This window comes from Dactylosporangium sp. NPDC006015 (assembly GCF_040614215.1).
GTDB classification, from domain to species: Bacteria; Actinomycetota; Actinomycetes; order Mycobacteriales; family Micromonosporaceae; genus Dactylosporangium; species Dactylosporangium maewongense.
Genome location: NZ_JBEXUD010000047.1, coordinates 15,440 through 35,414, shown reverse-complemented (window position 1 = coordinate 35,414; position 19,975 = coordinate 15,440). Strand labels below are relative to the sequence as shown.

General features: G+C 73.6%; 18 protein-coding genes and 1 pseudogene. 10 read left to right on the top strand and 9 right to left on the bottom strand.

Features of this window, described 5'->3' with window-relative positions; all coding sequences use genetic code 11:
- Positions 1-29: 29 nt before the first annotated feature.
- Both ABZ321_RS47195 and ABZ321_RS47190 read right to left on the bottom strand, forming a co-directional pair.
- Positions 30-947 (bottom strand): diacylglycerol kinase family protein, encoded by a 918-nt coding sequence (locus ABZ321_RS47195; RefSeq protein ID WP_354902921.1) that lies wholly within the window; start codon positions 945-947, stop codon positions 30-32.
- Between the two features lie 96 nt (positions 948-1,043).
- The gene (locus ABZ321_RS47190) at positions 1,044-3,791 is read right to left on the bottom strand and encodes an AAA family ATPase (RefSeq protein ID WP_354902918.1); all 2,748 of its coding nucleotides are present in this window, start codon (positions 3,789-3,791) and stop codon (positions 1,044-1,046) included.
- 740 nt (positions 3,792-4,531) lie between these two features.
- On the opposite strand from ABZ321_RS47190, the gene ABZ321_RS47185 reads away from it, so the two are divergent.
- Positions 4,532-5,293, top strand: coding sequence for a DUF72 domain-containing protein (locus tag ABZ321_RS47185; RefSeq protein ID WP_354902915.1), 762 nt, complete (start codon positions 4,532-4,534; stop codon positions 5,291-5,293).
- 298 nt (positions 5,294-5,591) lie between these two features.
- Here ABZ321_RS47185 and ABZ321_RS47180 read toward each other — a convergent pair whose 3' ends face one another.
- Positions 5,592-6,569 (bottom strand): hypothetical protein, encoded by a 978-nt coding sequence (locus tag ABZ321_RS47180; RefSeq protein ID WP_344512859.1) that lies wholly within the window; start codon positions 6,567-6,569, stop codon positions 5,592-5,594.
- 273 nt (positions 6,570-6,842) lie between these two features.
- Between ABZ321_RS47180 and ABZ321_RS47175 the strand changes: the two genes are divergently transcribed.
- Complete coding sequence (locus tag ABZ321_RS47175) at positions 6,843-7,301, top strand: MarR family transcriptional regulator (protein ID WP_344512857.1); 459 nt, start codon at positions 6,843-6,845, stop codon at positions 7,299-7,301.
- A 241-nt stretch (positions 7,302-7,542) separates the two neighbouring features.
- A complete protein-coding gene (locus ABZ321_RS47170; RefSeq protein WP_344512855.1) occupies positions 7,543-8,928 on the top strand; it encodes a serine/threonine-protein kinase in 1,386 nt (461 codons plus the stop codon).
- A 116-nt stretch (positions 8,929-9,044) separates the two neighbouring features.
- Here the strand turns inward: ABZ321_RS47170 and ABZ321_RS47165 are convergent, their stop codons facing one another.
- The 3 genes from ABZ321_RS47165 to ABZ321_RS47155 are packed head-to-tail and all read right to left on the bottom strand — an operon-like array spanning position 9,045 to position 11,739.
- Positions 9,045-9,863: a sugar phosphate isomerase/epimerase family protein gene (locus tag ABZ321_RS47165; RefSeq protein ID WP_344512853.1), complete on the bottom strand. Its 819-nt coding sequence runs from the start codon at positions 9,861-9,863 to the stop codon at positions 9,045-9,047.
- Positions 9,860-11,023: a Gfo/Idh/MocA family oxidoreductase gene (locus ABZ321_RS47160; protein ID WP_344512852.1), complete on the bottom strand. Its 1,164-nt coding sequence runs from the start codon at positions 11,021-11,023 to the stop codon at positions 9,860-9,862. Before ABZ321_RS47160 ends, ABZ321_RS47165 begins: the two co-directional genes overlap by 4 nt.
- A gap of 8 nt (positions 11,024-11,031) precedes the next feature.
- A complete protein-coding gene (locus ABZ321_RS47155) occupies positions 11,032-11,739 on the bottom strand; it encodes a cupin domain-containing protein (protein ID WP_354902910.1) in 708 nt (235 codons plus the stop codon).
- 86 nt (positions 11,740-11,825) lie between these two features.
- Between ABZ321_RS47155 and ABZ321_RS47150 the strand changes: the two genes are divergently transcribed.
- Entirely contained in the window at positions 11,826-12,842 is a 1,017-nt protein-coding gene (locus ABZ321_RS47150; RefSeq protein ID WP_344512848.1) for a LacI family DNA-binding transcriptional regulator, read from the top strand.
- A gap of 86 nt (positions 12,843-12,928) precedes the next feature.
- Here the strand turns inward: ABZ321_RS47150 and ABZ321_RS47145 are convergent, their stop codons facing one another.
- Positions 12,929-13,660: an isocitrate lyase/phosphoenolpyruvate mutase family protein gene (locus ABZ321_RS47145; protein ID WP_354902907.1), complete on the bottom strand. Its 732-nt coding sequence runs from the start codon at positions 13,658-13,660 to the stop codon at positions 12,929-12,931.
- The gene (locus tag ABZ321_RS47140; protein ID WP_354902904.1) at positions 13,653-14,573 is read right to left on the bottom strand and encodes a hypothetical protein; all 921 of its coding nucleotides are present in this window, start codon (positions 14,571-14,573) and stop codon (positions 13,653-13,655) included. Before ABZ321_RS47140 ends, ABZ321_RS47145 begins: the two co-directional genes overlap by 8 nt.
- A gap of 65 nt (positions 14,574-14,638) precedes the next feature.
- Between ABZ321_RS47140 and ABZ321_RS47135 the strand changes: the two genes are divergently transcribed.
- The 5 genes from ABZ321_RS47135 to ABZ321_RS47115 all read left to right on the top strand — a co-directional run bounded on the left by ABZ321_RS47135 (position 14,639) and on the right by ABZ321_RS47115 (position 18,036).
- A complete protein-coding gene (locus ABZ321_RS47135) occupies positions 14,639-15,325 on the top strand; it encodes a winged helix-turn-helix domain-containing protein (protein WP_344512843.1) in 687 nt (228 codons plus the stop codon).
- 47 nt (positions 15,326-15,372) lie between these two features.
- Positions 15,373-15,561, top strand: coding sequence for a hypothetical protein (locus ABZ321_RS47130; RefSeq protein ID WP_344512841.1), 189 nt, complete (start codon positions 15,373-15,375; stop codon positions 15,559-15,561).
- Positions 15,562-15,653: 92 nt separating this feature from the next.
- Positions 15,654-16,421, top strand: coding sequence for a crotonase/enoyl-CoA hydratase family protein (locus tag ABZ321_RS47125; RefSeq protein WP_354902901.1), 768 nt, complete (start codon positions 15,654-15,656; stop codon positions 16,419-16,421).
- 117 nt (positions 16,422-16,538) lie between these two features.
- Positions 16,539-17,474 carry a serine/threonine dehydratase gene (locus ABZ321_RS47120; RefSeq protein ID WP_354902898.1) on the top strand — a complete coding sequence of 312 codons (936 nt, stop codon included), beginning with the start codon at positions 16,539-16,541 and terminating at the stop codon, positions 17,472-17,474.
- 10 nt (positions 17,475-17,484) lie between these two features.
- Positions 17,485-18,036, top strand: a complete 552-nt coding sequence (locus ABZ321_RS47115) for a QsdR family transcriptional regulator (RefSeq protein ID WP_344512835.1) — start codon at positions 17,485-17,487, stop codon at positions 18,034-18,036.
- Here ABZ321_RS47115 and ABZ321_RS47110 read toward each other — a convergent pair.
- A pseudogene (locus ABZ321_RS47110) lies at positions 18,016-19,133 on the bottom strand (alkaline phosphatase D family protein). The gene ABZ321_RS47115 and the pseudogene ABZ321_RS47110 sit on opposite strands and share 21 nt — an antisense overlap.
- Before the next feature lie 155 nt (positions 19,134-19,288).
- On the opposite strand from ABZ321_RS47110, the gene ABZ321_RS47105 reads away from it, so the two are divergent.
- Positions 19,289-19,975, top strand: a complete 687-nt coding sequence (locus tag ABZ321_RS47105; RefSeq protein WP_033363396.1) for a response regulator transcription factor — start codon at positions 19,289-19,291, stop codon at positions 19,973-19,975.

Genomic DNA, 19,975 nt, shown 5'->3' with positions numbered 1-19,975 from the left:
CGGTCGTCCACCTCTCGAAGGGCCGGCGGTCAGCGGACGAGGAGCCAGGCGCCCTGGGCGACCGTCCAGCGGCGGCTTCGGAAGGGGCCGGTGAGCTCGCCGTCGGCGTTGACGTGGAACGGGTCGCCTTCGATGTGGATGTCGCGGCCGCGGCGGTGGATGACGTCGTCGCGGCCCGGGTGGCGGCCCTTGCGCAGGGCGAGGGCGTAGCCGACCCGGGCGAGCGGGCCGACGGCGAACGACACCGTGATGTCGGCCAGGCCGTCCGTCGGGTCCGCGTCGGGGGCCAGCTCGCCGGTGCCGCCGGCGATGGTCGGCGCGTTGGACAGGCCTGCCATCAGGACGCGGCGGCGGCCGCGGGACACCACCGTGCCGTCGACGGTGACGCGCAGGCGCCAGCCGCTGGCGGTGAACCCGGCGAGGACCGCGCCGATCGGGAACGCGGCGATCTTCAGATGCTTCTTGAGGGGGCGGGCCTTCAGGGCCGCCTCGGCGCCGGCGCCGACGTGGACCGCGTTGATGACGACGCCGTCGCCGTCGGCGACGATCAGGTCGATCGGGCCGGCGATGCCGGCGGCGGCGATCCGGGCGGCGGCGTGCAGGTCGTCGACGGGGATGCCGACGCCGCGGGCGAAGTCGTTGCCGGTGCCGAGGGGGATGAGGGCGACCTCGCAGGTGGCGGCCTCGCCGCGGCGCAGCAGGGCGCCGACCATCGTGTGCAGCGAACCGTCGCCTCCGACGACCACCAGCCGCCGGCCGCGCCGGGCGTCGAGGATTCTGTCGACGTCGCCCGCATGGCCGCAGGTCATGGTCTCGACGTCGCCGGTTTCGCGCAGGACGCCGAGGACGGATTCGACCGCCTCGGCCTCGGTCCGGCCGGCGAGCTCGTTCGTGACGACCAGCACCCGCCCACCATACGGCGCCCAGCCGCCCAGCTTCAGCAGCACGGATAGACGTCGCGCGATCAACCTGCAAAGAACAGCTGCGGCGCGGAGAACGGAGATGGGCGGGCGGCGTACGCCGGCGGCAGGACGAGGCAGGAGTCAGCTGCCGGCGCGGACCCAGGCGGCGATCTGCGTGCGGGACTCCAGGTTGAGCTTGCTCAAGATGTTGGAGACGTGCACGGCGGCGGTGCGGGGGGAGATGTAGAGGCGGCGGGCGAGCTCGGCGTTGGTCAGGCCTTCCGCGAGCAGCACCGCGACCTCGCGCTCGCGGGGTGTCAGCGCCTGGTCGCCGGCGACGGGGGCGGCGAGGCCCAGCCGGCCGCGGAGGGCGGAGAGCTCCGCGACGCGCCAGCCGGACCAGCGGGCCAGGAGGGGCTCGGCGACGCGGACGTGCTGGCGGGCGGCTTCGAGGTCGCCGAGGGCGAGCAGGCAGCGGGCGGCGCCGACGTGCCCGGAGCCTTTGGTGGCGGGCAGGAGCATGGACGGCTCGGCGACGGCGCGGCGGTACCCGGCGAGCGCGGCCTTGTGGTCGCCCGCGGCCTCGGCGATCTGGGCGTCGGCGAGCCAACGCCACGCGTCGTCGAAGAACGGGTCGTCGATGGCGGCGGCGACCGGGCGCAGCTCGTCGACGGCGAGGCCACCGACGAGGCCGGCGGAGATGAGGTCGTGGGCGAAGTCGCGGCCGGTGACGCCGGTGGCGCGGACGGCGTCGAGGACCGCGCGGAGCAGCTCGCGGGCCTGTTCGGTCTGGCCGCGGCGGGCCGTCAGGTGGAACTGCAGGCCGGGCACCGACGTCTGGGTCAGCATCGTGTACGTGTCGGTGGCCTCGACCATGCCGCGGATGACGGCGTCGGCGCGGTCGAGCTCGCCGGCCTCCAGGAGCAGGCCGGCGAAGAAGACGCCGTGGTAGTCGATGCCGTTGCGGGTGCGCAGCAGGCCGCGGTCGCGGCGGCGGGCGGACTCCAGCTCGGCGAGGGCGCCGCCGAGGTTGCCCTCCTGCACGGCGAGCCGGGCGCGGCCCTGGAAGTACGCGGCGACGGCGAGGGAGTCGAAGCCGGCCCGCTCCGCGAAGGTGCGCATGCGCTCCAGCGCCGCGGCCCAGTCGGCGGGGCCGCCGGGCAGGAGGCTGTACAGGTTGTTGAGCGACCGCGCGGCGAGCAGCCACTCCCCCGCCTGCTCCGCTTCCTGGGCCGCCTCGTTGAGCAGCTTGATGCCGTCGTCGACGCCGGCGGCGAAGTTGACCAGCGCGGAGCCCTTCTCGACCTTGCCGGCGAGCCAGACGCCGGGCAGCCCGAGCCGCTCGCCGAGGCCGATCGCCTTGTCGGCCCATTCGATGGCGCACTCGGTGTTGTCCATCAGCATGTACGCCTGCGCGATCGCCGCGTATGCGTACGCCTTCGACGGCCCGTCGCCGAGGTGCTCGATCTCGGCCCGCAGCTCCTCGGCGCGCTCCTGCATGCTGCCGCTGCTGCCGACCTCCCAGCTGAGCCGCACGAGCAGGCGCAGCGCGTCGGCGCGCTCGTCGCCGGTGCCGGCCGCGGCGAGCCAGCGCCGGCCGAGCTGCTGCGCGTCGTCGAGGAGCCCGGCGAGCCAGGCGGCGCGGGCGCCGCACGACAGCAGCTCCACGTCGTCGGGCAGCTCGTCGAGGCCCATCTCGGCCAGCTGCAGCGCCTGGTAGGGCGAGCCCATCGCCAGGTACTTGGAGAGCCCGCGCCGGGCGGCCTCGACCATGTCGAGGTAGCGGCCGGCGCCCCGGGCGTGGTGCGCCACCAGGGCGTAGTCCTTGCTGCCGGTCGACAGCAGCGTCTCCAGGGCCAGCTCGTGCAGGCGGCGGCGCTGCCGGGCGAGCAGCTCGTCGGCGAGCGCCTCCCGGGTCAGCGCGTGCCGGAAGCTGAACTCGTCGTCGCCGGTCTCCACCATCAGCCCGCGCCGCACCAGGTCGCGCAGGGCGTCGATGAGCTCCGGCTCGCTGTGGCTCGTCACGGCCGCGAGCAGGTCGAACGGCACCTTGCGGCCGAGCACGGCGGCGGCCTCGACGATCCGCTTCTCGGTCGGGTCGAGGTCGTCGAGCTGCCTGCGCAGGGCCTCCGCGACGTTCCACGGCAGCGGCCGGTCACACAGCGTGTCGAGGTCCTCGTCGCCGTTGGCCTTGATCAGCTCTTCGAGGAAGAACGGGTTGCCGCCGGTGCGGTTGTGCAGCGACAGCGCGGTCCTGTACGCCGGAGGCCGCCCGGTGACGGACTTGAGGAACTGCGACGTCTCGGCGAGGTTGAGCCGCTCCAGCCGCACGTTGGTCACCATGTACCGCCGTTCGAGGCGGGTCAGCAGGTCGGCGAGCGGGTGCCGGCGGGTGACCTCGTCGGGCCGGTACGTGCCGACGAGCAGCCTGGTGCCGGGCAGGTCCGCGATCCGCTCGAACAGCGCCACGCTCTCCGAGTCGGCCCAGTGCAGGTCCTCGAACACCACCACAGACGGTCCCGACGTCGTCAGCTGCCGCACGATCTCCAGCCCGGCCTGAATCCGGTCGATCATGGACCGCGACGCGTCGGTGACCGTCACGAGCAGCTCCGGGTCGAGCCCGGCCGAGCGGTGGCCGCTGTCGATCGCGTCGAGCAGCACCTCGAACGGCCGGCTGAGCGTGCCGGGATCGGCCTGCCCGTCGAGCACCGGCACCGTCTCGGGCAATCCCGTGATCAGCTCCTGCACCAGACGGCTCTTGCCGATGCCCGGCTCGCCGCCGAGCATGGCGATGGAAGGCTCGGACCCGTCGAGAAGCCGGCGCAACCTGCGCAGCTCGTCGTCGCGGCCGACCATCACCTGGCTCACTCCGCTACGGCTGGCCCGCACGCAACCAGCCTACCGGCGGGCGGCCTGTGCGTCGGCTGTGACGCACGCGACCTGCGCCACCACGGCCGGTCGTCCTCACCGGCCAGCCGCCGGCGCCGGCCCAGGCCGAGCAGGCTCTCCTGACGGTGCTGGACCTGGACGAAGAGGAACACTGGGTGCATCATGGCCGACTCCTTGGCTCGGTGATGTCTCCATCCTGGTCGTGTAAGGAGCCGTTTCCATCTGTACCTGTTACGTATCTTGGGCGCCGCCGCGATACCTAGCCGGGCCGGACGCACGTAGTCACCTGCTACGCATGAGGAAGAAGTTCATGGCTCAGGTCCGCCGCCGGGGGTGGTGGACGCACGGCAGCCCCGGACCGGTCGACGTCCGCGCCACCCGGAGGGATTGGGTGGCCGGGACGCCGAGGTCCGGGGCTGCTGGGTTACGGCGGTGCGGGCCGGTCAGGCCGCGGTGCCGGAGCGGTCCGCTCTCCGGCGGAGCTTCACTCGGCTTGACCAGTGTTTGGCCTCGTCGAGCATGTGCAGCTGGCGCTGGCGGACGAGCTCGGTCAGAAGGATCGGGTGGACGTTCACTGCGGGCTCCTCTGGATCGTTGTGACACCATCCTCGCGCGGTAAGGTCCGCGCAACATCGGTAACACTTACCTAAACGCCTCCGGGCGACATACGTAGTCGGCCGGGCGACCGACGTACGTACACGTAGGCGACAGTGCCCCGGGTTTCTGGGTAACCGGTCGGCATGATGCTCATCGGCACGTCGGGCTGGCAGTACCGCGACTGGAAGGGCCGCTTGTACCCGGCCGACCTGCCGCAACGGTGCTGGCTGGAGCACTACGCGACCACGTTCGGCACGGTGGAGGTCAACAACGCGTTCTACCGGCTGCCCGAGCGGTCGACGTTCGAGGCGTGGCGGGAGCGGACACCGGACGACTTCGTGGTCGCGGTGAAGGCCAGCCGGTACCTGACGCACGTACGCCGGCTGCGCGACCCGGAGGAGCCGGTGCGGCGGCTCATGGACCGGGCCGGCGGGCTCGGTGGCAAGCTCGGCCCGGTGCTCCTACAGCTGCCGCCGACGATGAGGCTCGACGTGGCGGCGCTGGACGCGACGCTGGCCGCGTTTCCGGCCGGCGTACGGGTGGCGGTCGAGCCGCGGCACGAGACCTGGTGGGTGGACGAGGTGCGGCAGGTCCTCGACGCCCGCGGGGCGGCGCTGTGCTGGGCGGACCGCCACAGCCGGCCGGTGACCCCGCTGTGGACGACCGGCGGCTGGTGCTACCTGCGGCTGCACGAGGGCCGAGCGGCGCCGTGGCCACGGTACGGCCGGTCCGCCCTCGACACCTGGGCCGGCCGCCTGGCGGACTCCTGCGCGGACTCGTACGTCTACTTCAACAACGACCCGGGCGGTGCCGCCGTCGAGGACGCGGTCACGTTCGCCCACCTGGCCAGGCGCAGGGGTCAGGACACCACCCGGGCCGGAGATCTGGCCGGCCACGGACGCTGAATCACCCCTGCCCGAGCAGGGACGCACACCGGCGCCAAGGACGCAGGCCGAAGGACGGTGGCCGGAAGCAGGGAGCCGGAGGCAGGGTGAGGGCGGGGGCCGCCGTACGCTGTCGCGATGGCCAAGTTCCTGTGCGTGATCATGCTGTTGATCGCGTTGTTCGCGTTCCTGATCTGGCAGCGCAACCGGCTGCTGCGGCGCGGCCACCGCGACCAGGACTGATCAGCGACACCCGCGACCGGGACCGAACAGCCTCCGACCGCGGCGAGGCCCGTCGGCGCCGGCCGAGGGAGCGCGGTCAGCAGGGGTCCAGGTCGAGGGACTCGGTGGTGGCGGCGACGAAGAGGCCCGGCTTCGGGCCGCCCGGCAGCGTGAACAGCGTGCTGCCGACGGTCACCACCGCCAGGCCGTGCCGCGGGTTGGGCATCGGCGGCAGGGCGCGCCACCGGTCGGCGGCCGGGTCGTAGAGCTCGACCTGCGGAAACGTCTCCTTGCCCTCGCCGCCGGCGGCGATGACCCAGCCGTGGCAGGTGCCGGTCGCGGCCAGGCCGCCGCGCGCGGTCGGCAGGTCGGGGCGCTTCGTCCACGCGCCGGTGGCCGGGTCGAAGGACTCGACGGCCGCCCGGAGCTGCCCGCCGACGCGGCCGCCGACGGTGTAGAACCGGCCGCCCGCGGCCGCGCCGCCGAGGTGCTCACGCGGTGTGGGCGGTCCGGGTGCGGAGCGCCACCGGTCGGCCACGGTGTCGTACACGAGCATCGACGCGGCCAGGAGGTCCTTGCCGGGGCCGATCCCGCCGGCCACGAAGATCGACGTGCCCAGTGCGGCACTGGCGCCGGCGCCGCGCGCCTCCGGCAGGTCCGCGACCGACTCCCAGCGCTGCGCGCCGGCGGGCAGGCGGAACGCCGCGGCGCTCGGGGTGCCGTCGGCGAGGAACCCGCCGAACACGTAGACGGCCCCTCCGGCCGCGGCGGCCATCGCGTGGTTGACGGCGAGCGGCAGCGGCGGGCCGGCCGTCCAGGCGCGGGCGGCGGTGTCGTAGATCTCGACGGTGCTGACGCTGCCGCCGTCGCGCTGGTACCCGCCGGCGACCACGATCTTCGCGCCGGTGACGGCGGCGGCGACCTCGGTGCGCTCCGACGGCGCGTCCGGCAGGCGCTGCCACGGCGAGGCGGTCTGGTGCTGCTGCGTAGGCTCGGCGGGCCCGCCGCACGCGGCCGCCCCGCCGCTCACGGTGAGGCCGAGCAGCGTCGTGACGGCCAGCAGTGCGACCCGCATGGTTCCAGTGTCGTCGATGGACGCCTGGATCGGTACAGTCGGGCACTTCAGAAGTTTCAATTCATCTGATAGCCGATAAATTGTGACGACAAAGCGGGCAAACAGCACGAAGACGGTCTACGTTTCGCGTTCATGGAATTGCTGTGGGTGATGACGGGGCAACGGAACCGCTATGTTTTCGATATTCTGTGTGTTCTATGGGGACCGGAGGGGGGCCGCCCACATGGGCATGCGAGGTGTCGTGTCGAGACATGAGCGGTTGCGTGACGACAGGTGACCGCTACGCAGGACGTCGCCGCTGACTCGACGGCGACGGAGACCGTGCTGCACCTGCACCGGGCGGCCAACGCCGTCAGGCAGCACGTCGAGCAGGTGGTGCTGCGTCCGCGGCAGCTGACGTGGACGGGGTTCGTGGTCCTGCGCACCGTGTGGGCCGCGCGCAGGATGGAGACCAGGCACGTCGCCGAGCAGGCGGGCATCTCCAAGGCGACGCTGACCGGCGTCGTCGACACGCTGTCCGGCCGTGGGCTGGTGCGCCGCAGCCCGCATCCCGACGACGGCAGGCTCGTGGTGCTGCAGCTGACCCGCAAGGGCCAGCGCCTCATCCGCGAGCTGCTGCCGGAGTCGCAGAGCGCGGAGGTGTTCGCTCTGTCGTACCTGGAGCCGGCCCAGCTCGCGGTCGTCACGACTGCGCTGCGTGGAATGATCGCTCACCTGGAGCGACCACGCTGATCTCAGCGCGGGCCGCGTCATCTCATCGGGCGTCATTCGTTGAACGCTGGGGGTCGAAGGTGTGACCTCCGGCGCGGACGTCCGCGCGGATCTCGACTAATGTCGAGGCACCATGCGCGGATGCCGCATGGGCGAAATCTGCCCGAACGGGCACGAGGGTTGCATCCAGGGTGGTCTTTTCATCTCGCGGTGGACGGACCAGACTGCATGGAACCTGTGCCGAGTGGCTGGAAGGACCCCGATGACCGAGGCTGGCACGCACGACGGCGCCGGTGAGTCCGGCACGCCGGACCTGCCGCTGCGCTCGGCCGCCCCGGCACGCCGTGCCACCATCGGCGACCTCACGGCCAACGACCCGATCCGCATCGACGACTACCGGCTGATCGGTCAGCTGGGCGTCGGTGGCATGGGCACCGTCTACCTGGCGCAGTCCTCCGACGGCTCCCGCGTCGCGGTGAAGCTGGTGCACGCGCACCTCGCGCGCGACCCGAGGTTCCGGGTGCGGTTCGCCGGCGAGGTCCGGGCCGCCCAGCGGGTCCCCGGCTTCTGCACCGCCCGCGTGCTCGACTCCGGCATGCACGAGGACCGGCCGTACCTGGTCACCGAGTACCTCGAGGGCATCCCGCTGTCGCGGCTCGTCGCCGACGACGGCCCGCTCGACCCGGCGATGCTGCACAGCGTGGCGCTCGGCGTCGCGGCCGCGCTCGCCGCGATCCACAACGTCGGCCTGGTCCACCGCGACCTGAAGCCGAGCAACCTCATGGTCACGCTCGGTGGTGTCCGGATCATCGACTTCGGCATCGCCCGCGCGATGGACGCCGCGAGCGACATCACCGGCACCGGCAACATCGTCGGCAGCCTCGGCTGGGCTTCCCCCGAGCAGCTGCGCGCCGAGGAGCCGTCGGCCGCCATGGACATCTTCGGCTGGGGCTGCCTGGTCGCGTTCGCGGCGACGGGGCGCCACCCGTACGGTGGCGAAGAGGCCGCGGCCCGCGCCTGGAAGATCCTCGAGGGCGAGCCCGACCTCAACGGCATCCCCGACCCGGTGCGGGACCTCGTCGCGGCCGCGCTCAGCCGCGACCCGCTGGACCGGCCCGACGCACGGCAGCTGCTGCTCGGCCTCGCCGTGGACGACCTCGACGTCGCGCCGCTGCCGACGCAGAAGCGCTGGCTGCGGGGCACGACCCAGATGTCGCGCCGCCGGGTGACGTCGATGGCGATCGCGGTGCCGATGGCGCTGGCGCTCGTCTTCGCCGCCGCGGAGACCACGACCGACATGATGGGCGGCAAGTCCGACTCCGGCACGCACCGCGGCAGCACCACCGGCGACCAGGTCGGCACCAACCTGTCGCCGGCGCCGAACCCGCAGGTGACCGCCGTGCAGCGGCCCAACCCGGGCGCCACGGCCGGCGGGGGCAACCCGACCAACGGCCCACTGGTGCCCCCGACCGCGTCCGGGGTCGTGTCGGCCACGTCGACCGCCGTGCCCACGACGACGGTGACGACGCCGACGCCGGACCCGACGACCGACCCGACCACCACGCCGCCGACGACGCCGCCCACCACCACGCCGCCGACCTCCGACCCGGTCTCGGACCCGCCGGCCGCCGAGGGCAACCGCGGCTGACCCGGCCCGGACAGCGCACAGCCCGGACAGCGCACAGCCCGGACAGCGCACAGCCCGGGGGCGACACACGGCCGGGGCGACGCCGGGAGAACCCGGACGCCGCCCCGCGCGGGTGGTCACAGCACGTGCGTGAGGTAACCCTCGATCGACTCGGCCAGCACGTCGGCGCCGGGGCGCGACCACACGGTGTCGTGGAAGACCTCGACCTCGATCGGGCCGGTGTACCCGGTGGCGTCCACCGCCTCGCGGAACCGGCGCAGCTCGACGCAGCCGGTGCCCGGCAGGCCGCGGCCGAGCAGCACGCCCTCCGGCAGCGGCGTGATCCAGTCGGCGACCTGGAAACACGCGATGCGCGACTCGGCGCCCGCCCTGGCCAGCTGGGTCCAGACCTGGTCGTCCCACCACAGGTGGTAGGTGTCGACGGCCACCCCCACCGCCGCGGCGGGGAACGGCGACGCGAGGTCCAGGGCGTTCGACAGGGTGGACACGACGCAGCGGTCCGAGGCGAACATCGGGTGCAGAGGCTCGATCGCCAGTCGTACACCTGCCGCGACCGCATGCGGGACCAGCTCACCGATCGCGTCGCCGACGCTCCGGCGGGCCGCGTCCAGATCGCGGCTGCCGTCGGGGAGACCGCCGCTGACCAGGACCAGCACCGGCGCGCCGAGGACCGCGGCCTCGTCGATCGCGCGGCGGTTGTCGTCGAACCAGCCCGGCGTGGTGAAGAAGCCGCCGCGGCACAGGGTCGTGACGCGCATGCCGGCGGCGCGGACCAGGGCGGCGGTCCGTTCGAGGCCGAACGTGTCCACCTGGTCGCGCCACAGCCCGATCTGCGTCACTCCCTGCTTGACGCAGCCGGCGATCGTCTCGTCGACGGGCCAGCGCTTGGTGGTGGCCTGGTTCAGCGAGAACCGTTCGAGCTGCCGGGTGCTCACAGGTCGAGGGCCGGGATGTCGAGGCGGCGGCCCTCGCGGGCGGACTGGAGGCCGAGCTCGGCGAGCTGGACGCCGCGGGCGCCGGCGGCGAAGTCCCACGGGAACGCCGCGCCGTTCTCCGGGCCGTCGACGACGTGCCGCAGGAACAGCTCCCACTGCGCCTTGAAGCCGTTGTCGAACGGCTCGTTGTCCGGCACGGACTGCCACTGCGCGCGGAACGGCTCGGTGACCGGCAGGTCCGGGTTCCACACCGGCTTCGGGGTGGTGCCGCGGTGCTGGACGTGGCACTCGCGCAGCCCCGCGACGGCACTGCCGTGCGTGCCGTCGACCTGGAACTCGACCAGCTCGTCGCGGCGGACGCGGACCGCCCACGAGGAGTTGATCTGCGCGACGATGCCGCCCTCCAGCTCGAACGTGCCGTAGGCCGCGTCGTCGGCGGTCGCCTCATACTCCTGGCCGACCTCGTCCACCCGGGTCGGGATGTGGGTTGCGATGGTCGCCTGCACGGAGCGGATCGGGGCGAAGAGCTGCTCCAGCACGTACTGCCAGTGCGGGAACATGTCCACCACGATGCCCCCGCCGTCGGCGGCGCGGTAGTTCCACGACGGGCGCTGCGCGGCCTGCCAGTCGCCCTCGAAGACCCAGTAGCCGAACTCGCCGCGCACCGACAGGATCCGGCCGAAGAAGCCGCCGTCGATGAGGCGCTTCAGCTTGCGCAGGCCCGGCAGGAACAGCTTGTCCTGCACGACGCCGTGCTTGATGCCGGCGGCCCGCGCGGCGCGGCACAGCGCGACGGCGGCGTCGGTGTCCTCCGCCAGTGGCTTCTCGGTGTAGACGTGCTTGCCGGCGTCGATGGCGGCGCGGATCGCCTTCTCCCGCTGCTGGGTCACCTGCGCGTCGAAGTAGATCTGCACGTCGGGGCGGGCCAGCGCGGCGTCGAGGTCGGTCGTCCACTCGGTCAGGCCGTGCCGCTGGGCCAGCTGCTCCAGCTTGTCGGCGTTGCGCCCGACCAGGACGAGCTCCGGCCAGATCAGCGAGCCGTCGCGGGACGGCAGGCCACCCTCTTCGCGGATCGCGAGCAGCGAGCGGACCAGATGCTGGCGGTACCCCATGCGGCCGGTGACGCCGTTGAGCACGATACCGATCGGGATGCGGGACACAGGACTCCTCAGGCGGCGGTGGCGTGGTAGGTGTCGAGCAGGCCGCACATGCCGTGCCGGCCGTGTTCGCTCGGCTGCGGCAGCACGCTGATGCCGCCGTGGCCGAGGTGACTCGCGTCGCCGGCGGCGAGCGCGTCGATCTGCTTCCCCGTCTCCAGCGCGGCCTGGAGCGCGCCGCGCTCCCACTTCTCGCGCCAGGCGGGCAGCTTCGGGGCGATCAGCCGGGCGGCGGCCGCGTGGAACTCGCCGAGCGCGTCGGGGCCCTTGTCGCGCAGGATGAGGAAGCCGGTGACGGCCAGGTCGCGGCGGCGGAAGGCAGCGCTCAGGTCGGTGCCCGGCACGCCGCCCTCGGGCAGCCGCGCGGCCTCCGCGTAGGCGTCAGGGTCGGCGAGGACGTCCGGTGGGAACGTCAGGACCGCGTCGCCGGCCTCGGGCAGGCCGCTGTTCTGCATCACCACGACGATCTGCAGGCCGCCCTGGTTGACGAGGCGGTGGATCGTGCCGGGCGGGAACCAGGCGACGGTGCCGGGCTCGAGTCGCGTCTCGCGGTAGCCGCCGCTGGACAGCGTCTGCACGAGCCCTTCGCCGGCGGTCACCACGTACCCCTCCGAGCAGGTGAGGTGCATGTGCGGGGTCCCGCCGAGCAGCCCGTCGGGGGCGAGCGAGTCGTAGACGGACAGCCGGGAGATTCCGACCGCACCGGGCAGCTGGTCCATCTTCGATCCTCCAGGAAAACGCTTTCCTCTGGTGATGTCGACGCTAACCCGTATGCTGCGAACGAGTCAATGGAAGGGGGCGGATGATGGCGACGCTCGCCGACGTGGCCCGCCGTGCCGGGGTGTCTCCCGCGACCGCCTCGCGGATCATCAGCGGCAGCACGAAGCTCGTCACCGACGAGCTGCGCGAGCGGGTGCTGCGCGCCGTGGACGAGCTGCAGTACGTGCCGAACGCGCACGCGCAGTTCCTCGCCCGCGCGCAGCGGACCGCGGTCGGCGTGATCGTGCACGACGTCTCCGACCCGTACTTCGCCGAGATCACCCGGGGGCTGCAACAGGTCGCCACGGCGAACGGGCGGCTCGTCATCATCTGCAACAGCTACCGCGACCCGTCGCGCGAGCTGGAGTACGTGGAGCTGCTGCGGGCCCAGCAGGTCGCCGCGATCATCCTGGCCGGCTCCGGCTACCACGACCCGGCGTTCACGAAGGCGCTGACCGGCAAGCTCGCCGCCTACACCCGCACCGGCGGCAGGGTCAGCGTCATCGGCCGGCACGAGCTGCCCGGCGACGCCGTCATGCCCGCCAACGCCGACGGCGGGCACCTCGCCGGGGTGGAGGTGTTCGGCGGCGGGCACCGCAAGGTCGGGGTCATCGCCGGCCCGAAGGTTCTGACCACGACCACCGACCGGCTCGCGGGGCTGCGCCGGGCGGCCAAGCAGTACGGGCGGACGCTGCCGCCGCGCCGGATCGTCTTCGCCGACTTCGACCGCGACAGCGGCGCCGACGCCACCCGCCGGCTGCTGGACGACTCCCCCGACCTGACGGCGATCGTCGCCCTGAACGACTCCATGGCCGTCGGCACGCTCAGCGTGCTGCGCGAGCGGGGGATCGCGGTGCCGTCGCAGATGAGCGTGGTCGGGTTCGACGACATGCCGATCGCCCGGGACGTGACGCCGGCGCTGACTACGGTCCGGCTGCCGCTGACGGAGATGGGGGCGCGGGCGATGACCCTGGCGCTGGAGGACCGGGCGCGGACGCCCCGCGTGGAGCCGGCCGCCGCCACCCTGGTGCACCGCGAGTCCTCGGCCCCGCTGGCCACCTGACGCTGTTCTGGTCCTTGCCGCCCCTTGGGGGCGGCCTGGCTCGTGTCGCTTCTTGACGGCGGCCTGGCCCTGTTGTGTTGGCTTTGTCAGCCCGTGGCGGCGATGTCCGCGTACGTCGGCAGGCCTGCGGTGCGCACCGGGGTGCCGTCGCGGACCGCGCGGGCGGCCTCCACGGTCGCGGCGAGCGCCGCCCGGAACAGCAGCGACCCGGTGCTCACCCGCCGCACGCCCAGCGCCGTCAGCTCCGCGAGGGTGGGCCCGCAAGGGTCGTGCAGGACGTTGACCGGCACGTCCACCGCACGGACGACGGCATCGATGTCGCCCGGTTCCCGCAGCCCCGGGACGAACACCCCGTCGGCTCCGGCGTCCGCGTACGCCCGCACCCGCCGCACCGCCTCGCCCAGGTCACCGGCCCGCTGCCAGTGCGTGTCGGTGCGCGCGTTGACGAACAGCTCGGGCACCTCCCGCTTCACCGCCCTGATGAGGCGCACCTGCGTCTCGACCGGCCCCATCGCGTCCTCGACGTTGACCCCGGCGGCCCCCGCGGCGGCGACCGCGACCGCCAGGCCCACCGAGCCACGCTCGATGTCGACCGTCACGTGGCAGGGCAGCCCGGCGATTCTCCGGACGAGCCGCAGCGCGTCCGCGTCGGTGGCACCTTCCCCGTCGGGCACGCCGTTCGCCGCGGCGACTCCGAGGCTCGTCGTCCCGACCGCCACGAACCCCGCCCGCACCAGCATCCTGGCCGACGCGACGTCCCAGACGTTCGGCAGGACGAGCGGCGCACCCGGGCGATGCAGGGACCGGAAGTCACTCACCGCCCACCTCCCGGGTCTCCGCCACCGAGGCGCTGACGACCCCTTCGGCGATCGCGATCGCGTGGGCACGGCCCGGACAACGCCGCGGACCCGCACCGAACGGGATGCCCTGAAGACTGACGCGCACCACCTCGCCCGCCTCGACCCGGATGCGGCCCGCCTCGTCCCGGGTCCCGGAACGCTCGCCCGGCTCAACGTGGACTCCGGGACGCCCGTCCGGACCGACGCGGACTCCAGGGCGGCCACCCGGCTCGACACGGACCTCGGGGCGGTCACGGTCGGCCGGGTCGGCGGCGGCCGTTCGGTTGCCTGGTTCGGCGTGGGTGCCGGAGGGGTCGACCAAGTCGGGGTGGCCGGCTGTGAGGGTGACCGGCCGGGTGGCCATGCGCTTCGTGGCCGGGACCGGTGGGGTGTCGCGGAGCGCCGCTTCCAGGCCCGCGGCCCGGGCCCGGGCGATCAGGGCGGCCGTCGCGTCGCAGGCCTGGACCAGCAGGCCGATCCGCGCGGCGGTGGTCTCGTCCGGTACCCCGCCGCACAGGTCCACCAGCGCGCGCACCGCCTCGTCGGCGGCGGGCTCGTCGCCGGTGCCCGGGTGGTACGCGGCAGCGACGACGCGGACCGTGGCGAGGGTCGTCCGTGAGGAGGAGGGCAGGCCGAGGGCGGTGCACAGGAGTTGCACGGGGTGAAGGTGCGGGGATGACGCGGCGGCGTCCCGGAGCGCTGCAGGGTCCACTGTGGACAGCAGGGACTCGCTGAGGGCACGGCGGCGGGTGTACGCGTCGCCGTCGCTGAACCGGCCGACGGCGGATCGCAGCCAGGCGATGCCGTGGGTGGCGGCGGGCACCGGCGGGACCACGAACGCCGGGTCGTCGAGCACGGCGAGGGCGGCGCCCGGGTCGTCGATCGTCTGCATGGTCCGACGGTAGGACCGCGACCGTTCGGCCCGGGACGAACTGACCTGCGCGGACAATCGGGGGTATGACCGCACCGTCCTCGCTCGCGCAGCTCGCCGCGCTCCTCGCCGACGAGACCCGGGCCGCGATGTGCCTGGCGCTGCTCGACGGCCGGGCATGGACCGCAGGCGAGCTGGCCCGGCACGCCGGGGTCGCGCGGTCCACCGCGACCGAGCACCTGCACCGGCTGACGGCCGGCGGGCTGCTGGCCGAGGAGCGGCAGGGGCGGCACCGGTACGTCCGGCTCGCCGACGCCTCCGTCGCCGCGCTGCTGGAGGACATGTCGGCGCGGCTGGCGCCGGACGCGACGCGGCCCACCGGGCTGCGCGCGGCGACGGCCTCGGCGGCGCTCGCACGCGGGCGGACCTGCTACGACCACCTCGCCGGGCGGCTCGGCGTCGCGGTCACGGACGCGCTGACGGCGCGGGGGCTGCTGGACCAGTCGGGAGGTTTCGCGCTGACGGAGGCGGGCCTGCGCTGGATGGCCGGCCAGGGCCTGCGGCTCGACGGCGGCAAGCGGCCGGTGGCCCGCGCCTGCCTCGACTGGACGGAGCGGCGCCCGCACCTCGCCGGGGTCGCCGGGGCACGGCTGTGCGAACGCTTCCTGGCCCGCGGCTGGGTCGCGCGGATCGGGTCGGGACGGGCCGTGCGGGTCACGCCGGACGGCCGGGTCGCCCTCGCCGACCTGCTCGGCATCGACGGCGTCGATTAGGTTTCGCGGGCGTTGGGTACTCAGCGATCACTACGAAGGAGGCCGTTGTGTTCGCTGTGATCGCCGCGATCCTGTTCGCTGTCGCGCTGCTGATGGACCTGTTCGGGGCCGACGCCGGGCCGGTGCTCGACGTGGGGACCCTGAGCCTGGCCGGGTTCCTGTGCGTCGCCCTGCACCTCGCCGGCGCGGGCACCTGGCACACCCGCTACGGAAGCTACCGCCGGCGGCGCCGCTGAGCGTGCTCGCCGCACGGGCCTTGCACGGCCGCGTCCGACCCGGGAACGGGGTCCGGGCGCGGCCGTCGTCCATTCCGGCGACACTGGCCGGTATGAGTGTGCGCATCGAACGGTCGGGACCCGTGTGGACGGTCGTGCTGGACCGGCCGGAGACCCGCAACGCCGTCGACCGGGACACGGCGGAGCGGCTCGCGGCGGCGTTCCGCGAGTTCGACGCCGACGACACCGCCGCGGTCGCAGTACTGTGGGGCGCCAGCGGCACGTTCTGCTCCGGTGCCGACCTGAAGGCCGTCGCGGCGGGCACCGGCAACCGCGTCGAGCCCGACGGCGACGGCCCGCTCGGCCCGACCCGGATGCGGCTCACCAAGCCCGTGATCGCGGCGGTCGCCGGGCATGCTGTCGCGGGCGGCCTGGAGCTGGCGATCTGGTGCGACCTGCGGGTCGTCGAGGAGACGGCGACGTTCGGCGTGTACTGCAGGCGCTGGGGCGTGCCGCTGATCGACGGCGGAACGGTCCGGCTGCCGCAGCTGATCGGGGTCGGCCGCGCCCTCGACCTGATCCTGACCGGCCGGCCCGTCGACGCGGCGGAAGCGCACCGCATCGGCCTCGCGGACCGTGTCGTGCCGCCCGGCGAGGCCAGGCGCGCGGCGGAGGCCCTGGCCGCGACGCTCGCCGACCTGCCGCAGGAGTGCCTGCGCAATGACCGCCGTTCGGTGTACGACTCGCTGGGCCGCCCCCTCGAAGACGCCCTCGCGATCGAGCACCGTCTCGGCGTCGCCTCGCTCCACGCGGGTGCCACGGGCGGCGCCGCCAGGTTCGCTTCCGGCGAGGGCCGCGGCGGCCGCCCAGCCGGCCTCTGACCCGCACCGACACTTGCCGAACAAAGCCACAAATTCGGGTATTGGCCAGCCTCTGCGGGGTGGTGGTGGGCGGCGGATCGACGGTGGGTGCGGGGGGCGTGGACGTAGGGTGGGCGCATGGTCGACAGGGACGCGGTGGAGGCGGCGGCGCGGCGGATCGAAGGGCATGTGCGGCGCACCCCATCGGTCGAGGTGGCGCCCGGGCTGTGGTTCAAGCTGGAGCTCCTGCAGCACAGCGGCTCGTTCAAGGCGCGCGGTGCGTTCAACCGGATCCTCGCCGCGCGGGAGGACGGTGAGCTGCCGGCCGCGGGGGTCGTCGCGGCGTCGGGTGGCAACGCGGGGCTGGCGGTGGCGTTCGCGGCGGCACGGCTCGGCATCCCGGCGGAGGTGTTCGTGCCAGAGGTCGCGCCGGCGGTGAAGGTCCGCAAGCTGCGGCAGCTCGGCGCCGTCGTGCACCAGCACGGGCGGGAGTACGCGGAGGCCTACGCGGCCTCGACGATCCGGGTGGCGGAGACCGGGGCGCTGTTCGTGCACGCGTACGACCAGCCGGAGATCGTCGCCGGGCAGGGCACGCTCGCGCTCGAGCTGCCCGAGGTCGACACCGTCCTGGTCGCCACCGGCGGCGGGGGGCTCGTCGGTGGCGTCGCGGCGGCGGTCGGTGACCGGGCGCGGGTCGTCGCCGTCGAGCCAGCGGGTGCACCGACCTTGCACGCGGCCCTCGCCGCGGGTCGTCCCGTGGACGTGGTCGTGGACAGCGTCGCCGCGGACTCGCTCGGTGCGCGGCGCGTGGGGACGATCGCGCTCGAGTCGGCCGTCCGGCACGGGGTGCGGAGCGTGCTCGTGGACGACGATGCGATCGTCCAGGCCCGCAAACGCCTGTGGGCGGAGCACCGGATCGTGGTCGAGCTCGGCGCGGCCGCCGCCTACGCGGGGCTCGGGCGGCTCGGCGACGCGGGTCGGGTGGCGGTGGTGCTCTGCGGGGCGAACACCGACCCGTCCGACATCGCCGAGGCGCCCGCTGAGACAGTTCAGGATCTGTCTCAAGGCGTGTAACCTGCCTGGCATGCCGCCCGACGAGATCTTCGATGCGGCCATGCGGCGGTTCCTGGAGCAGCGCCGGGTCGACATGCGCTCGCTCGCGGCCGAGCTGGGCATGGGCCGCGCCACGCTGTACCGGCGCGCCGGCGGCCGCGACCAACTGCTCGGCGCGGTGCTGTGGCAGCTCACCCAGCGCAGCCTCCAACGGGCCGTGAAGCACGCCGAGGGCCGCCGCGGCGCCGACCGGATCGTCGCGGTGATCGGCAACTTCCTTGCCGGCGTCATCGAGCAGCCGAGCCTGCGGCACTTCCTCGCCGCCGAGCCCGAGGCGGCGCTGCGCATCCTCACGTCGAAGCACGGTGTCGTCCAGCCGGGGGTCCGCGCGCACCTGGAGGGCCTCCTGCAGGAGGAGATCGCGGCCGGCGCGTTCACCCCGAGGATGGACGCGCGGACCCTGGCCTTCGTCCTGGTCCGCATCGGCGAGAGCTTCCTCTACGCGGACGCGATCGCCGACGGCGAACCGGACGTCGAGCAGGCGTTGCAGGTGATCGGGCGGCTACTGGACGACCAGCCGTGACGCGCCGCTGCGCACCGCGTAGGCCTTGACCCGGCGGGCGGTGGTGTCGCGGTCGGTGCGCTCCCGGACGTGGAACCACTCCATCCGGCACGCGTCGGGGCGGATCTCCAGCACGCCGTAGCCGTGCCCTTCCAGCTCGGCCCACTTCACGTGCCCGTTGGCCGCCTGCACCAGCGACGCGGCGACCGGGCCGACGAAGCCGGGCGGGACGCCGAGGAAGTCGTTGACGTTGTCGCTCGTCACGGACGGCACGACGAACTCGACGGCGGTCGGCGAGCCGACCGTGGACCTCGTGACCAGCTCGTTGGCCCACGACGTGTGGATGTCGCGGGGTCGTGGTTCTCCGCGCCGCCGGCCCACATGTCGTTGGCGACCTCGTGGTCGTCCCAGGTGATAACCCACGGGACGGCGGCGTGCAACGCCTGTGCGTCGGGATCGGTCTTGTACTGCGCGTGCCGGATGCGGTAGTCGGCGAGGCTGACGATCTCGTGGGCCGGTTCGGTGCGACGCACCGTGGTGCCGCCGGCGGTGAAGCCTCCCGTCGCGTACTCGTAGATGTAGTCCCCGAGGTGGACGACCGCGTCGAGGTCGCCGCGGGCGGCCAGGTGCCGGTACGCCGCGAAGTAACCGGCCTCCCAGTTGGAGCAGGAGACGACGCCGAAGCGCAGCAGGGCCAGGTCGGCGTCGGCGGCGGGCGCGGTCCGGGTGCGGCCGGCCGGCGACCAGACCCCGGCGACGCCGAAGCGGTAGTGGTAGGTCGTCGCGGGGGCCAGGCCGCGGGCGTCGACCTTGACGGTGTGGTCGCGCTCGGGCCCGGTGGTGACGGTGCCGCCGGCGACCACGTCGGCGAACCCGGGGTCGGTGGCGATCTGCCAGGTCACCGCGACCGACGGCCCGGCACCCGAGCCGGGGGTGGCCGACGGCGTGGGGGTCACCCGGGTCCAGAGCAGGACGCCGTCAGGCAGCGGGTCGCCGGAGGCCACGCCGTGCAGGAAGACCGGGGTCGCGGCGTGCGCGCCGGCGGCCGTGACCACGGCGACCGCGGTCGCGCCGCCGGTCACCAGCAGGGCGCGGCGCGTCAATGCATCGACAGTCATGCTCGGCAGTTGTACGGCACCCGGTTACCCACAGGTACCCGTACGAACGGAAGTCCCGGCGAACGGAGGATGACCGCCTCCGAAAAACCCGGACATGTCGGATTCGTCCATCGACCGCGAGAGCTGGCACTTGCGCCAGGACGTATGTTCTTCGCATGGCCACGGTGCTGCTGGTTGAGGACGACCATGTCGTGCGGGGCGCCCTGCTGCGCTCGTTGACCGACCGGGGTCACACGGTGCACGCGGTCGGCACCGCGCTGGAGGCGCTGCGGCGGTTCGCCGCCGAGACGCCGGACCTGGTGGTGCTCGACCTCGGGCTGCCCGACCTCGACGGCGCCGACGCGCTGCGGATGCTGCGCGGCATCGCCGACACGCCGATCATCATCGCCACCGCGCGCGACGACGAGGCGGAGATCGTGCGGCTGCTCAAGGCCGGCGCCGACGACTACATGATCAAACCGTTCACCTCCGCCCACCTCGACGCCCGGATGACCTCCGTGCTGCGCCGCACCGGACGGGCGAGCCGCGAGGAACCCACCGCCATCGAGGTGGGAGGCTTGCGTGTCGACATCGGACAACGGCAGGCACACTTGCACGGTGAGCCGCTGACGCTGACCCGCAAAGAGTTCGACCTGCTGGCGTACCTCGCCGCCCGGCCCGGACGGGTGGTCTCACGCCGTGAGCTGTTGGAGGAGGTATGGCGGCAACCCTCAGTGGGCGAGGACCAGACGATCGACGTGCATCTGTACTGGCTACGCCGGAAACTTGGCGAGAGCGCCTCGGCGCCCAGATACCTGCACACCGTGCGGGGCGTGGGCTTCAGGTTCGCGGCGCCGGACTGA

What these genes read in the sequence shown, in the direction of transcription:
- ABZ321_RS47185 (WP_354902915.1), top strand. Translation starts at nt 4,532, where the DNA reads ATGATGCTCATCGGCACGTCGGGCTGGCAGTACCGCGACTGGAAGGGC.
- ABZ321_RS47180 (WP_344512859.1), bottom strand. Translation starts at nt 6,569, where the DNA reads ATGCGGGTCGCACTGCTGGCCGTCACGACGCTGCTCGGCCTCACCGTG.
- ABZ321_RS47170 (WP_344512855.1), top strand. Translation starts at nt 7,543, where the DNA reads ATGACCGAGGCTGGCACGCACGACGGCGCCGGTGAGTCCGGCACGCCG.
- ABZ321_RS47155 (WP_354902910.1), bottom strand. Translation starts at nt 11,739, where the DNA reads ATGGACCAGCTGCCCGGTGCGGTCGGAATCTCCCGGCTGTCCGTCTAC.
- ABZ321_RS47150 (WP_344512848.1), top strand. Translation starts at nt 11,826, where the DNA reads ATGGCGACGCTCGCCGACGTGGCCCGCCGTGCCGGGGTGTCTCCCGCG.
- ABZ321_RS47140 (WP_354902904.1), bottom strand. Translation starts at nt 14,573, where the DNA reads ATGCAGACGATCGACGACCCGGGCGCCGCCCTCGCCGTGCTCGACGAC.
- ABZ321_RS47135 (WP_344512843.1), top strand. Translation starts at nt 14,639, where the DNA reads ATGACCGCACCGTCCTCGCTCGCGCAGCTCGCCGCGCTCCTCGCCGAC.
- ABZ321_RS47125 (WP_354902901.1), top strand. Translation starts at nt 15,654, where the DNA reads ATGAGTGTGCGCATCGAACGGTCGGGACCCGTGTGGACGGTCGTGCTG.
- ABZ321_RS47120 (WP_354902898.1), top strand. Translation starts at nt 16,539, where the DNA reads ATGGTCGACAGGGACGCGGTGGAGGCGGCGGCGCGGCGGATCGAAGGG.
- ABZ321_RS47115 (WP_344512835.1), top strand. Translation starts at nt 17,485, where the DNA reads ATGCCGCCCGACGAGATCTTCGATGCGGCCATGCGGCGGTTCCTGGAG.
- ABZ321_RS47105 (WP_033363396.1), top strand. Translation starts at nt 19,289, where the DNA reads ATGGCCACGGTGCTGCTGGTTGAGGACGACCATGTCGTGCGGGGCGCC.